The organism is Pseudomonas brassicacearum, assembly GCF_009601685.2.
Lineage (GTDB): Bacteria > Pseudomonadota > Gammaproteobacteria > Pseudomonadales > Pseudomonadaceae > Aquipseudomonas > Aquipseudomonas kilonensis_B.
Genome location: NZ_CP045701.2, coordinates 5,633,565 through 5,647,222 on the forward strand (window position 1 = coordinate 5,633,565; position 13,658 = coordinate 5,647,222).

Below are 13,658 nucleotides of genomic sequence, written 5' to 3' on the forward strand. Positions count from 1 at the left end.
GAAGTCTAGCGTTCGATCCAGATCAGTGAGGCGAAGCGACCGGTGCGCGGGTTGCGGCGGTAGGAAAAGAAACGTGGGTCGGTCACAGTGCACAGACCGCCACCGTAGACGGCCGTGACACCGCGTGCGGCCAGGCGCAGCCGTGCCAACGCGTAGATATCGGCCAGGAACTTGCCGGCGTTGGGGCTCGCGACAAAGGCTTGTGCCGCCTGGGGCAGTTGCGCGATGAAGGCTTCACGCACTTCCGGCCCGACTTCGAACGCTTGCGGACCGATGGCCGGGCCGAGCCAGGCGAGGATTTCATCCGCAGGCACGGCAAGGCTGTCGAGGGAGGCTTCCAGCACGCCGTTCGCCAGCCCGCGCCAGCCGGCATGGGCCGCCGCAACGCGGGTGCCGGCACGGTTGCAGAACAACACAGGCAGGCAGTCCGCCGTCATCGCCGTGCAGGCGATACCCGGTGTGTCGGTCCAACTGGCATCGGCGGTCGCCACCTGGGCCGGGTCAGCCTCGACCACGGCAATGCCGTGGACCTGCTGCAGCCACGCCGGGGTGATGGCGAATTGATCGGTGAGGCGACGACGGTTTTCGGCGACGGCCACAAGATCGTCGCCCACATGGTCGCCCAGGTTGAGGCTGTCGAACGGCGCCAGACTGACGCCACCCGCACGGGTCGTGATGCAGGCCTTGACCCGGGCCGGCGCGGGCCAGTCGGGTATCAGCCAGTCATTCATCCGATGAACGCCTCGCGGTCCTGCTTGAGCAACGTCAGCAGCCAGACGAAGTCATCCGGCAGCGGCGACTCCCAGCTCATGCGCTTGCCGGTCGTCGGGTGATCCAGCTCCAGGAAACGTGCATGCAGCGCCTGGCGCGGGAAATTCTTCAGCGACTCGACCATGGTCTGGCTGGCAGCCGGCGGAATGCGGAAACGACCGCCGTACGCCGGGTCGCCCACCAACGGGAAGTTGATGTGGGCCATGTGCACACGGATCTGGTGGGTCCGGCCGGTTTCCAGCTTGACCCGCACATGGGTGTGGGAACGGAAACGCTCCAGCACGCGATAATGGCTGACCGCCTGCTTGCCGCCCTCCATCACCGCCATGCGCTGGCGCTGTTGGCCGTGCCGACCGATGGGAGCGTTGATCTTGCCACCGGCGGTGACGACCCCGATCACGATGCATTCATAGATGCGGCTGACGCTACGGCTTTGGAGCTGTGTGACCAGCTGTGTCTGCGCCTGGATGGTCTTGGCCACCACCATCAGACCGGTGGTGTCCTTGTCCAGGCGATGGACGATGCCGGCACGCGGCACATTGATAATGTCCGGAACGTGGTGCAGCAAGGCATTGAGCAAGGTGCCATCAGCATGGCCGGCGGCCGGGTGCACCACCAGGCCCGCAGGCTTGTTGATCACCAGGATGTCATCGTCTTCGTAGACGATATCCAGGGCGATGTCCTGGGCGACCCATTCTCCCTGGGCCTCCTGTTCGGCAGTCAGCTCGAGAATGGCACCGCCGTGGACGATGTCGCGCGGGCGGATCACCGCCCCATCCACAGTCAGGCGGCCGTCCTTGATCCAGGCGGAAAGGCGCGAGCGAGAGTGCTCGGCAAAGAGTTGTGCGGCGACTTGATCGAGGCGTTGGCCGCCCAATTCGGACGGCACCTCTGCGCGAAGTTCTATTTTATCGGACATGCTCGGACTGGGCGTCGGCACAGCCTTTGGTTTCGGCTGCGCGCTTGTGGTTAAATACGGCGTCTTTTGCCCCGAGGCTTTCAACGGGGCGCTCATCATAACAGGACGGCCCCGCCCAAGACAGCGGCCGTCATAGGGACGCAAGCCGCCATGCAAGTGAAACACCTGCTGCTGATCGCCATCCTCGCATTGACTGCTGCTTGCTCGTCGAAGGAAGTCGTAGACGAAAACCTGAGCGAAGTCGAACTGTACCAACAGGCGCAGAACGACCTGGATAACAACAGCTATACCAGCGCCACCGCCAAGCTGAAGGCGCTGGAGTCGCGGTATCCGTTCGGTCGCTACGCCGATCAGGCCCAATTGGAGCTGATCTACGCCAACTACAAGAACGCCGAGCCGGAAGCCGCCAAGTCCGCCGCCGAGCGTTTCATTCGCCTGCACCCGCAGCACCCGAATGTCGATTACGCCTATTACCTCAAGGGCCTGACCTCCTTCGACCAGGACGTTGGCCTGCTGGCGCGCTTCCTGCCGCTGGACATGACCAAGCGTGACCCGGGCGCCGCGCGCGACTCCTACAATGAGTTCGCCCAGCTGACCAGCCGCTTCCCCAACAGCCGCTACTCGCCGGACGCCAAGCAGCGCATGATCTACCTGCGCAACCTGCTGGCGTCCTACGAAATCCATGTGGCCGACTACTACCTGACTCGCCAGGCCTACGTCGCCGCCGCCAACCGCGGTCGCTACGTGGTGGAAAACTTCCAGGAAACCCCTTCGGTGGGTGATGGCCTGGCCGTGATGACCGAAGCCTACCAGCGCCTGCACCTGGACGACCTGGCGGCCACCAGCTTGGAAACCCTCAAGCTGAACTACCCGGATCACCCTTCCCTGGTCGATGGCCAGTTCACCCCACGGGTCGACGAAGCGGACAACCGTTCGTGGCTGAGCAAGGCAACCCTGGGCCTGATCGAGTCCCGTCCACCCCTGCCGCCAGGCGAGACACGCGCCAACCAGGACGTACAGCGCCAGTTCCAGGATGCCAAGGAAGCCATTCCGAACGAGCTCAAGCCCAAGGACGAAAATGGCGACGTGATCGAAGAAGAAGAGCCTGAGAACGAGTCCAGCGACCGCTCTTGGTTCAGCTACATGACTTTCGGCCTGTTCGACTGAGGCTAAGTCCTCGCAAAAAAAGGGAGACCCGGCGGTCTCCCTTTTTTGTGCCTGGGTTTTATTGCGCTGTGCGCCGTTCCCGTCCTTGGCTAAACTGCCTGATCACTCGCCAAAAAGCCGCCCATCATGCTTCGTTTATTGATCTTGTTCGCCGTCGTCGCCTCAGCTATCTGGATCTTTCGCGGGGTGAAGAAGACCAGCGCCCGTGCATCCCGTCCTACCCAGGAACAGGACGCACCGCCGATGGTTCGCTGCGCCCATTGCGGCGTACACCTGCCCCGTGACCGGGCGCTGCCCCTCGAACAACAATGGTATTGCAGCCAGGCTCACCTCGAGCAAGGCCCGGGCAGTCGTGATCGCTGAGGCCTCGAGCCCACGCGAAAAACAGGCGCAGCGCCTGCTGCGCCTCTATCACCTGTATCGCCTGAGCATCGGCATCACCCTGGTGCTACTGATATCCAGCAAGCTGGACAACCGCCTGTTGGAGTTCGCCAATGACGACCTGCTGCGCAGTGGCAGTTGGTTGTACCTGGTGCTGAACATCCTGCTGGTGGTGTTCCTTGAGAATACTCGCCGCCCCGCCCGGCTGTTCGGCCTGGCACTCACCGATGTGCTGCTGCTCTCGTGGCTGTTCTTCGCCGCAGGTGGTGTGCCCAGCGCCATCGGCAATCTGCTCATTGTCTCGGTAGCCATCGGCAATACGCTGTTGCGAAGCCGGGTCGGCCTATTGATCGCCGCTGTCGCCACGATCGGTATCGTCGGGTCGACTTTTTTCCTCGGCCTGAGCGACTCGAACCGTCCCAGCAGTTATCTGCAAGCCGGCACCCTGGGGGCACTGTGTTTTGCCGCCGCCCTGCTGGTACAAGGCCTGACCCGGCGACTGGAAGCCAGTGAAACCCTGGCCGAGCGACGGGCCAGCGAGGTGATCGGCCTCGAAGCGCTCAACGCACTGATCCTGCAACGCATGCGCACCGGCATCCTGGTGCTCGACCGCGAGCGGCGCGTGCAACTGGCCAACGAAAGCGCCCTGAACCTGCTGGGCATGCACGACCTGGTTGGCCAGCGGATCGATGATTATTGCACCGCCCTGGTCGAACGCCTGCAATTGTGGCTGAACAACCCCAGCCTGCGTCCCCCCAGCCTGACCGTGACCGGCACAGGCCTGACCCTGCAACCGAGCTTCATCGCCTTGGGGCACTACGATCAGCAACAGTTCCTGGTCTTCCTTGAAGACCTGGCCCAGGTTGCCCAACAGGCCCAGCAACTGAAACTCGCCTCCCTCGGGCGCCTCACCGCTGGCATTGCCCATGAAATCCGCAACCCTTTGGGCGCCATCAGCCATGCAGCGCAATTACTGCGCGAATCCGAGGAACTGAACAACGCTGATCGGCGTCTGACGCAGATTATTCAAGATCACTCCCAACGAATGAATCGCGTCATTGAAAACGTCCTGCAACTGTCCCGCCGCCAGCAGACCACGCCGCAACGCCTGGACCTGCGGGCCTGGCTCGAACAGTTCGTCCGTCAGGCCCGCGAAAGCATGGCCGAGCACCAACACTTGCACCTGAGCATCGACCCGGGGCAATACACCACGCTGATGGACCCCGACCAGTTGACCCAGGTACTCGACAACCTGCTGCGCAACGCCTGGCGCCACAGCGCCATGGCCCACGAACAGGCCGAGGCCTGGCTGAAACTGTTCATCGACCCCCACAGCCAGCTGTCCACGCTGGACATCATCGACAACGGCCCCGGTGTAACACCCGAGCGGCAGGCGCATTTGTTCGAACCCTTCTTTACCACCAGCAGCCAGGGCACCGGCCTTGGGCTCTATCTGTCCCGTGAGCTGTGCGAAAGCAACCAGGCCCGCCTAGACTTCAAACCACGCCAAGGCGGCGGTTGCTTTCGCATTACCTTTGCTCACGGACGGAAACAGATTTGAATAATCGCTCACGGCAACGAATCCTGATCGTCGATGACGAACCGGACATCCGCGAACTCCTGGACATCACCCTGGGCCGGATGAAACTCGACACCCGCAGCGCCAAGAACCTTACCGAGGCCCAAACCCTGCTGGCGGACGAAGCCTTCGACCTGTGCCTGACCGACATGCGCCTGCCCGATGGCACCGGCCTGGAACTGGTGCAGCACATCCAGCAACGTTACCCCCAACTGCCCGTGGCGATGATCACCGCCTATGGCAGCCTGGACACCGCCATCGACGCCCTCAAGGCCGGCGCCTTCGACTTCCTGACCAAACCGGTCGACCTGGGCCGGCTGCGGGAGCTGGTCACCAGTGCCCTGCGCCTGCCATCGGTTGGCGTTCCGGCAAGCACCCTTGAGCGTTGCCTGCTGGGCGACTCCCCTCCAATGCGCAGCGTGCGCAAACAGATTGAAAAACTCGCTCGCAGCCAGGCACCGGTGTACATCAGTGGGGAGTCAGGTTGCGGCAAGGAACTGGTCGCCCGACTGATCCACGAACAGGGCCCCCGCTCCACCCAAGGGTTTGTGCCTGTCAATTGTGGGGCGATTCCCACGGAGCTGATGGAAAGCGAGTTTTTCGGCCATCGAAAAGGCAGCTTCAGCGGCGCCATCGAAGACAAGCCCGGGCTGTTCCAGGCCGCCCACGGCGGGACGCTGTTCCTCGACGAGGTGGCCGACCTGCCCCTGGCGATGCAGGTCAAACTGTTGCGGGCGATCCAGGAAAAAGCCGTGCGCGCCGTTGGCGGCCAGCAGGAAGAAGTGGTGGATGTGCGAATACTCTGTGCCACCCACAAGGACCTGGACGGCGAAGTGGCCGCCGGGCGCTTTCGCCAGGATTTGTATTACCGGCTGAACGTCATCGAACTGCGCGTGCCGCCCCTGCGCGAACGCCGCGAAGACATCGAGCTGCTGGCCAACCACATGCTCCAGCGCCTGGCAGCCAATACCGGCAGTCCACCGGTCAGATTGCATCCACAGGCGTTGGACGCTCTCAAGAATTACCGCTTCCCGGGCAATGTGCGGGAATTGGAGAACATGCTCGAACGGGCCTATACCCTTTGCGAACAGCAGCAGATCGAAGCGGATGACCTGCGCCTGGCCGAGGGCAGTAGTGCTAGCGAGGCGGGCAACCCCGATTTGATGCAGGTCGACAACCTGGAGGATTACCTGGAAGACGTCGAGCGTAAGCTCATCCTCCAGGCATTGGAGGAAACCCGCTGGAACCGCACGGCGGCGGCGCAGCGGTTGAAATTGTCGTTTCGGTCGATGCGGTATCGGTTGAAGAAGCTTGGGCTGGATTGAGCCACGGTTTTGAAGCTCACGCTTACCCCCTGTGGCGAGGGAGCTTGCTCCCTTGCCACGGGTTTCATGTTTGCCGCCGCGACTATCTTCCGTCCGCAGGCGCCTGCTCGTCCAGAACACGATTGGCCAGTAATTCACTCAGCTCAATCAACTGCAGTACCCCCAAGGCAATATGCCGTCTCGAACCGTCAAGCTCGAAAGCCAGATCGCTGATTGTTGCGTTGGCGGAGGCCAGGGTTTCGCTGAGGTTGGTGAGGAGGCATTCGGTGTCGATGCCGGCCACGACAGTGAATAACTGGTTTGAGGCGGGTTTCTTTTTGGTTTCGGGCTTTGGGCCGAGGTAATAGTCGAGGGCGCGTTTGGCGGCTTCATCGAGCTTTTGGTGATCAGGATCGACGTGGGTTGACGAGGAACCTGTTTCTGGGGGGTTGGGTGTATCTTTAATCATTGTGCATCTCCAAGTTTTTGGAGCTGTCACCGATCGCCGCGACGCGATTGGAGGTGGCAGCTGTACGCAGGTTCGCGGACCGAACTTGGAGCTTCGGCATACCCGAAGGTATCCCACGCACAGCCAACCATGACACAACGACAAATACCGAAGCACCGTCGTCGGCTGGAATTATGCACCAAGTTAACGGGCCGCGACGCCCGGACGCTGAATTGGCAGCGACGGGAAAAGGTTAGCCAGAGTTCTTCCCACCCGGCAACCGCCAGAACTCGTCGGAAAATTCGGCTCGAATCAGAATCTTGTCCGACCATTCCCACAAAGCTTGGTCGGCTGTGAGGGCGGTGTGTATATCCGTTTCTGCGGTAACGGCTACTTAGGATTCCGCCCGGCGGCTCACTTTTGAAAAGCGCAAAAGTAAGCAAAACGCTCTTGCCCCACCACTCGGTGCCTCGCCTAGGCTCGGCATGCCCTCACTCCGGCATTGCTCCGTGGGCCCACTCCACAATGCCTGCGTTCGGCCAGCGTGGTTAACGGGGCGCCGAAATCAACGTCCACCGCGAGGCGGCCTGATAGCCGACCTGGTTCTGGGTGATCGCGTTTCTCCTGTGGGAGCGGGCTTGCTCGCGAAGGCGGTGATTCAGTTAGATAGAGATTGGATTGGCTGTCGTCATCACGAGCAGGCCCGCTCCCACACGGGGTCGGTGACGATCTACAGATTTGCGGCCACCGCAAATCCCTGTGGGAGCATAGCTTGCTCGCGATGGCGGTGGATCAGCTGGCATCAACCTCGGATGTACCGCCGTGTTCACGAGCAAGCCCGCTCCCACACGGGGTCGGTGACGATCTACAGATTTGCGGCCACCGCAAATCCCTGTGGGAGCAAAGCTTGCTCGCGATGGCGGTGAATCAGCTGACATCAGCCTTGGATATACCGCCGTCTTCGCGAGCAAACCCGCTTCCACACTGGGTCGGGAACGAACTACAGATTTTCGGCCACTGCAAATCCCTGCGGGAGCAAAGCTTGCTCGCGATGGCGGCGGATCAGCTGACATCAGCCTTGGATATACCGCCGTCTTCGCGAGCAAGCCCGCTCCCACACGGGGGGGTCGGTGACGATCTACAGATTTGCGGCCACCGCAAATCCCTGTGGGAGCAAAGCTTGCTCGCGATGGCGGTGGATCAATTGGCATCAGCCTCGGATGTACCGCCGTCTTCGCGAGCAGGCTCGCTCCCACACGGGGTCGGTGACGATCTACAGATTTGCGGCCACTGCAAATCCCTGTGGGAGCATAGCTTGCTCGCGATGGCGGTGGTTCAGCTTGCATCAGCCTTGGATGTACCGCCGTCTTCGCGAGCAAGCCCGCTCCCACACGGGGTCGGTGACGATCTACACATTTGCGGCCACTGCAAATCTCTGTGGGAGCAAAGCTTGCTCGCGATGGCGGTGGATTAGCTGGTATCAGCGCGGGATATACCGCCGTCTTCGCGAGCAGTCTCGCTCCCACAATGGGATCGCAGTAGGACCGGAAGAGACAGGTCGGCTGTAAGGACGCCTCGCGAGCAAGCTTTGCTCCCACGGGTCCTGCTCAAACAGATCTGATGGGTGTACGACCAGGAGAACCAGGTCGGCTACTAGGCCGCCTCGGGGCGGACGTTGATCTCGGCGCCCCGTTAACCACGATGGCCGAACGCAGGCATTGCGCAGTGGGCCCACGGAGCAATGCCGGAGTGAGGGCACACCGAGCCTAGGCGAGGTGCCAAGTGGTGGGGCATGAGCGTTTTGCTTACTTTTGACTGGGCCGGCTTCCGGGCTTCTCAAAAGTGAGCCGCCGTCAGGGCGGAACCCTAAGCGGCCGTTACCGCAGCAATGGATATGTACTCGATCAACACACCGCCATCGCGAGCAAACCCGCTCCCCCAGAAAAAACCGGCTCTTACAAGCGCCCCGCCGGCGCATACGGCGCAGGATCGATCACCGGCTCGCGCCCCAGCATCAAATCCGTAAACAACTGACACGACGCCGGCGCCAGCACCAACCCATTGCGATAATGCCCACAGTTCAACCACAACCCGGCAACCCCAGGCACCTCGCCGATATAGGGAATGCCTTCAGGCGATCCAGGCCGCAACCCAGCCCAATGCCCAACCACCTCAGCATCAGCCAGCGCCGGAATCAGTTGCTGGGCCGAAGCCTTCAGGCTCTCCAGCGCAGCATCAGTCGGGGTCTTGTCGAAGCCTTCGCGCTCCAGCGTACTGCCAACCAGAATATGCCCATCACGACGCGGAATCGCATAACGCCCCTTGGCCAGGACCATGCTCGACAGAAAATCCGACGCGCACTTGTACAGAATCATCTGGCCCTTGACCGGCTCGACCGGCAACTTCAAGCCTAAGGTCTCGAGCAACTCGCCACTCCAGGCTCCAGCGGCCAGTACCACCTCATCGCCACGAATTTCACCGGCAGAACTGTGCACGCCCACCACTTGCCCACCGTCGCGAATGAACCCACTGACTTCGCAATGCTCATTAAGCGTGACGTTCGGCATCGCCAGCAAGGCAGCCTTGAGGGATTTCACCAACCGGGGATTGCGCACGTTGGCCACATCGGCCATGTAGATCGCCCGGGAAAAACCCGCGCCCAGCACCGGCACGGCATCGTGGACAGCCGAGATATCCACAGCCCGCATCGGGCGCCCTTCCCGTTCGGCCCAGGCCAGCGCGTCGTCCTGATCGTCCAGGTCCAGCCAATACAGACCGGTGACATGCACTTGCGGATCGACCCCGGTCGCGGCGAACAAACGTTCGCCCAGCTGTGGATAAAAATCCTGCGACCAATGGGCCAGCGCCGTGACCGCCGGGCTGTAGCGCCAGGGGTACAACGGCGACACGATACCGCCGCCGGCCCAGGACGATTCCTGGCCGACACTGGAACGGTCCAGTAGCACCACGCGCTGCCCTTCGGACGCCAGATTGAACGCCGTCAGCAGGCCAATGACTCCGCCGCCGACAATCACCACTTGCTGTTGCCTGGTCATGTTCTGATTCGACTCATAAGACAGAGGGCGCAAGACCGCGCCCGAATAAAAGAAACTCAGCGGCCCCAACAATCCTTGGTGGTCAGCCCGGCGGCGGCGTTCTCTATGCTCCGTACCCCGGTATTGGTGATTTTGAAGTCACCGCATTTGTCCGCGGCCATGGACGAGCCACTCTTGCGCACAGCGGTCAGGATGAAGCTCTGGTCCGTCAGTGTCTGGGTAATGGTATAGAAATCATTGCCGCCGCTCAGGCCGGTCGCATTGGTGTAGACGTTATTCTTCGAGTAGTAGCGCTCGAGAATCTGCGCCTGCTCAGATAACAGCCCGGCGATTTCCGTACGCCGGCCCTTCTTCATGTATTCGGTCAGGCTCGGATAGCCGATGGTAATCACGATACCGATGATCGCAATCACGATCATGATTTCGATCAAGGTGAAACCCCGGTTGGATCTGCGCATGACTTGCCTCTTCATTGTATTTGCCGCCACATGATGCGGCGGCTGCCACCGACGGATTTTTCCAACAGCTCGGTGATGTTGCCGCTGGAGTCGTTGACGATCATGTTGGTGGCCCCGCTGGCGCTGACGACGGCGCTCAAGGTCGGGATACCCCCCGTGAAAACCACCCCGCTGGAGATCGTGTCGGAGCTGTTGAGCGTGCCGTCACCGTTGGTATCGAGCACCGCATAGTTGAGCATCTTACCGTTGAACGCATCCAATTCGATCAGTTTGCCAGTACCGAAGCTGGCGCAAGGGTCGGTGGTGTCCACCGCAGCCGTGGTAAAGACCACGCGCCCAAGCACCAGGTTGGCCGGGTTGATCACCCGCTCCCCGGTCAGCGCATTGTTGTACACCAACGGCAGGTACCAACCCTTTTTCGTCGGATAAGCCACGTCGGTCTGGCTGGTGGTCACGAATTGCCCCGTGCTGCCTGAGAACACACCCGTGATCGACTGGGCCTGCAGGCTCGACACGGTGATTTGCCCGACACCGCCGGCAGCATCCCAGATCGAGTAGAACCCTTGCAGGTCCTTGTTGAGTTTATCCGCCGTTTCATTGAACTTGCCGGTGCCGAAAAACACCTGGGTACCGCCCTGCGGGTTGTCCGCCAGCAGCGGTTGAACGGTGATCGGCTGAGTCGCGCCACCGGGCGCGGTGAACAACGGCTGCCCGGAAAACGCCACGCCCCAGGCGGTCGGGGAAGTGCCGCTGAGGTCAAACTTCCACATCCGCCCTTTCAAGTCGCCACCGTACGCCGCCTGTACCACGTTCTGGGAGTTGACCCGCAACTTGACCGACGACAAGCCATTACCGGTCTCGCTGCTGTTGATGACGATTTTCCTGATCAACGCGCCGTCGCGGATATCCACCACGTACAGTGCGGCGACACCGCTGTTGCTACCGTAGCCGTTGGAGATGAATGCCGCCCAGCGCCCGTCCGCCAGGCGGGCGACTTCGGGGCGGGCGTAGGCGTAGCCCAGGTCATTGAAGGCGTCGGCGGTGTTGGCAATGGTCGGCGCGCTGATTTCCCACAACGCCCGCAACACATTGCCCGCCGTCGCATCGAACAGCTGAACCGCGTAGAACGTCTTGCCCCCGGCACCGGTGCCACCCAGGGCCACTGTCTTCCAGGCACTCCCCGATTGCGTATCGAATACACCGATCTGTCCGTCCACTAAAAACTTGTGGCTCACGCCATTGACGTAGGTGGTGTCGGCAATGCTCTGCAACGATGGCAGCACGCTCGACGGCATATAGGCATAGCGCCGGGTACCGTTTGCACTGTTGATGACGCTGAAAAAACCGTCGTTGGCGTTCACCACCAGGCTGGTATTCATGTTCGCCGCCTTGGTCGTCAGGTACGTGCTGTAGCTGGTGTCGTTGAGCAAATCCGCAGCGGTCTGCTCATTGGGCGATGCCAGTACCAGCGGCGAATTGATGATGTCGCCCAGCAATACATTGCGCACCTTCAAGCCGGTCTTATTGACACCCTTGCTCCACCCCACCAGGTCGTTGCCGGTGATCCCCGTGGGCAGGCTCTGGCTGAGGCTGGTTTGCTGGGCCGGCGAAAAGTTGCCGTAGGCCAGGGTCACGGGCACGTTGGTCGCTGTGTTCCAGGATTGGTAAATTGGTGCCGTGGCGCCGGGCACGATGGCGGTGTCGGTGGTCCACTGCACCGCTGCCTTGTTGACCGTACCTGTCGCGGTGAAACCGAACGCCCGGATGGTGCCGCGCCAGTCCTTGGGGTCGTAGGTGGTCTGGTAGTAACTGGAGGTGCTGGATAATGTGGCGGCGTTGGTCGCGCCCGCGCCCCCGGACCCGGCCTTGGAGGTGATGTCGCTCAGGGCAGAGGCCAATGCTGAGTTCAGGCCTTCGCTGTCGGCCGCCTGGTAATACTTGCCTGCGCCGTAGCGGGCGGCGTCGGACAACATCGGGTTGCTGGCGGTAAAGCCCACAGTGTAGGTATTGAGGTACTGTCGACGGAAATCCGCGGAATCCCAGCTCTGGCCCGTGGCATCGGTACCGGTAGAACGCATGTCGATGTCGAAGGCGAACTTGGCGATGTCATCCAGATAGAGCGTGTCGCCCTCGCCGTCACCATTGAGATCGGCACCATCGTTGTTGACGCCATCCCAGTTCGGCAAACGGGCCAAGCCCAGTGGGTCGTTGGTGGGAAACGTCCGGTCATAGGTGGGTAAACCGTCGGTGATGACCACCCCGAAGTTTTTCTGGCAGCGGTACTGGATCGGGCTGGTGTAAGAGCTTGGTGTGCCATTGTAGTAAGGCGCCATGCCCCGGAAATAGCGGGTGACTTCATAGTAACTTTCGGCCAATGGTGTATTGGCGACTGCGCCCAGGCCGTTGATCGCGTTGATCAGGGCACTGTAGTTGCTGTTGGCCTGGGTCTGGGTCACGCTGCCGCTGACCGGCGACAGGTCGCTGACGACGCGGGCAATGTAGCCCCCTGGGCCGGAGTTGCTGTAATTAGGCGGATTGAAGGTGGCGAGGCCAATACGCAGGGCGCGGTTATTGGCGACCAGGTCATTGGAAACATCCCGGGCCACGTTGATTCGATAGTCATTGGGTATCGTGCCAGTGGTGAAGTCTCGGTTCGACCCATTGGACAAGGACAGCAAATAAGACAGGTATTTGGCTGTATAGCGAGTATTCCCGTTACCCACCGGATCGGGGAGTCTCAGGCAGACTTCTCCCAGATCGCTTCGATAAAAGCCATACCAGTTGCCCGCCTTGGAGCAACCGCCTCGGGACAGGCTCGCCAGCAAAACATTGCCATCGTCCATATTCAGTCTGGCAATGCTGTTGCAGTTAGTAGTGGACTCACATGTATAGACAGTCGGCCAGGACACATTCGGATCAAACCCCGCCGCCCAGATAATGTTATTCATGCTCCCCGAATCATCGATCAGCAGCATCACGTTCGGCGTGACCGCGCCCGCACTCAGCAAGGGCGAATCCGAAGGCGTGAACGCATAGGCCGGCGCCGCCAGGTAAAGACTGAGCAACGCCCCCCACAACGACCCCAGCAGCCCCCTAGTACTTCGCATAGATACTCTCCACCACGCTGCGCTGGTTATTGCCCACCACCGCCACCGCCGTGATCCGGTACAGCGTCGCCGAGGTATTGACCGGCACATTGACTGCCGCAAGCGTAGTACCGATGTTCTGCACGCCATAAAACCCACCGGCAGCGGCAACCCAGAGCACCCCCGACGACGAACTGCGCCCCGCCGCCGTGACGGTCGCCGACTCGGCCGGTGGCGCGCATTGAATCGTGGTGGTACAGACCGCCAGCGAATAGGTCTCGACCTGCACCGCACTCTCACCGATCCTCAACGCCGCTTCGGCAATCTGGAACGACTGGTTGCGCTGCATGACGCTGCTGGTCATTTTTTCCTGGAGGGTGGCGCTCTGCATCGACGACAGGCCGATCAACGTCAGCAGCAACAGGAAAACCAGGCTGACCAGCAGGGCCATGCCACGCTGGCGATGCTTGAGACCCATCGAGCGCATCG

Annotated in this window: 11 protein-coding genes; 4 read left to right on the forward strand and 7 right to left on the reverse strand. The window is 61.3% G+C overall.

The annotated features are described in order from the left end of the window. Positions 1-5: 5 nt before the first annotated feature. On the reverse strand, positions 6-731 hold the full coding sequence (gene pgeF, locus GFU70_RS24420; RefSeq protein ID WP_153388918.1) for a peptidoglycan editing factor PgeF: 726 nt from the start codon (positions 729-731) through the stop codon (positions 6-8). Further along, entirely contained in the window at positions 728-1,690 is a 963-nt protein-coding gene (rluD, locus tag GFU70_RS24425) for a 23S rRNA pseudouridine(1911/1915/1917) synthase RluD (RefSeq protein ID WP_003205696.1), read from the reverse strand. Before rluD ends, pgeF begins: the two co-directional genes overlap by 4 nt. A gap of 150 nt (positions 1,691-1,840) precedes the next feature. Between rluD and GFU70_RS24430 the strand changes: the two genes are divergently transcribed. The 4 genes from GFU70_RS24430 to GFU70_RS24445 all read left to right on the forward strand — a co-directional run bounded on the left by GFU70_RS24430 (position 1,841) and on the right by GFU70_RS24445 (position 6,142). After that, positions 1,841-2,857 carry an outer membrane protein assembly factor BamD gene (locus GFU70_RS24430; RefSeq protein WP_058546854.1) on the forward strand — a complete coding sequence of 339 codons (1,017 nt, stop codon included), beginning with the start codon at positions 1,841-1,843 and terminating at the stop codon, positions 2,855-2,857. 126 nt (positions 2,858-2,983) lie between these two features. Beyond that, positions 2,984-3,220: a PP0621 family protein gene (locus GFU70_RS24435; RefSeq protein ID WP_058546855.1), complete on the forward strand. Its 237-nt coding sequence runs from the start codon at positions 2,984-2,986 to the stop codon at positions 3,218-3,220. Beyond that, a complete protein-coding gene (locus tag GFU70_RS24440) occupies positions 3,210-4,799 on the forward strand; it encodes a two-component system sensor histidine kinase NtrB (RefSeq protein ID WP_153388919.1) in 1,590 nt (529 codons plus the stop codon). The genes GFU70_RS24435 and GFU70_RS24440 overlap by 11 nt, the downstream gene beginning before the upstream one ends. Next, on the forward strand, positions 4,796-6,142 hold the full coding sequence (locus tag GFU70_RS24445) for a sigma-54-dependent transcriptional regulator (protein WP_058546857.1): 1,347 nt from the start codon (positions 4,796-4,798) through the stop codon (positions 6,140-6,142). The genes GFU70_RS24440 and GFU70_RS24445 overlap by 4 nt, the downstream gene beginning before the upstream one ends. A gap of 82 nt (positions 6,143-6,224) precedes the next feature. Here GFU70_RS24445 and GFU70_RS24450 read toward each other — a convergent pair whose 3' ends face one another. The 5 genes from GFU70_RS24450 to GFU70_RS24470 all read right to left on the reverse strand — a co-directional run bounded on the left by GFU70_RS24450 (position 6,225) and on the right by GFU70_RS24470 (position 13,647). Next, positions 6,225-6,590, reverse strand: a complete 366-nt coding sequence (locus GFU70_RS24450; protein WP_039014157.1) for a DUF6124 family protein — start codon at positions 6,588-6,590, stop codon at positions 6,225-6,227. A 1,934-nt stretch (positions 6,591-8,524) separates the two neighbouring features. Next, a complete protein-coding gene (gene thiO / locus GFU70_RS24455; RefSeq protein WP_153388920.1) occupies positions 8,525-9,625 on the reverse strand; it encodes a glycine oxidase ThiO in 1,101 nt (366 codons plus the stop codon). A 56-nt stretch (positions 9,626-9,681) separates the two neighbouring features. Beyond that, positions 9,682-10,083 (reverse strand): type IV pilin protein, encoded by a 402-nt coding sequence (locus tag GFU70_RS24460; protein ID WP_058544090.1) that lies wholly within the window; start codon positions 10,081-10,083, stop codon positions 9,682-9,684. Positions 10,084-10,094: 11 nt separating this feature from the next. Then, on the reverse strand, positions 10,095-13,190 hold the full coding sequence (locus GFU70_RS24465) for a pilus assembly protein (RefSeq protein ID WP_153388921.1): 3,096 nt from the start codon (positions 13,188-13,190) through the stop codon (positions 10,095-10,097). Beyond that, on the reverse strand, positions 13,177-13,647 hold the full coding sequence (locus GFU70_RS24470) for a PilX N-terminal domain-containing pilus assembly protein (RefSeq protein ID WP_116643726.1): 471 nt from the start codon (positions 13,645-13,647) through the stop codon (positions 13,177-13,179). Before GFU70_RS24470 ends, GFU70_RS24465 begins: the two co-directional genes overlap by 14 nt. Positions 13,648-13,658 lie beyond the last annotated feature (11 nt).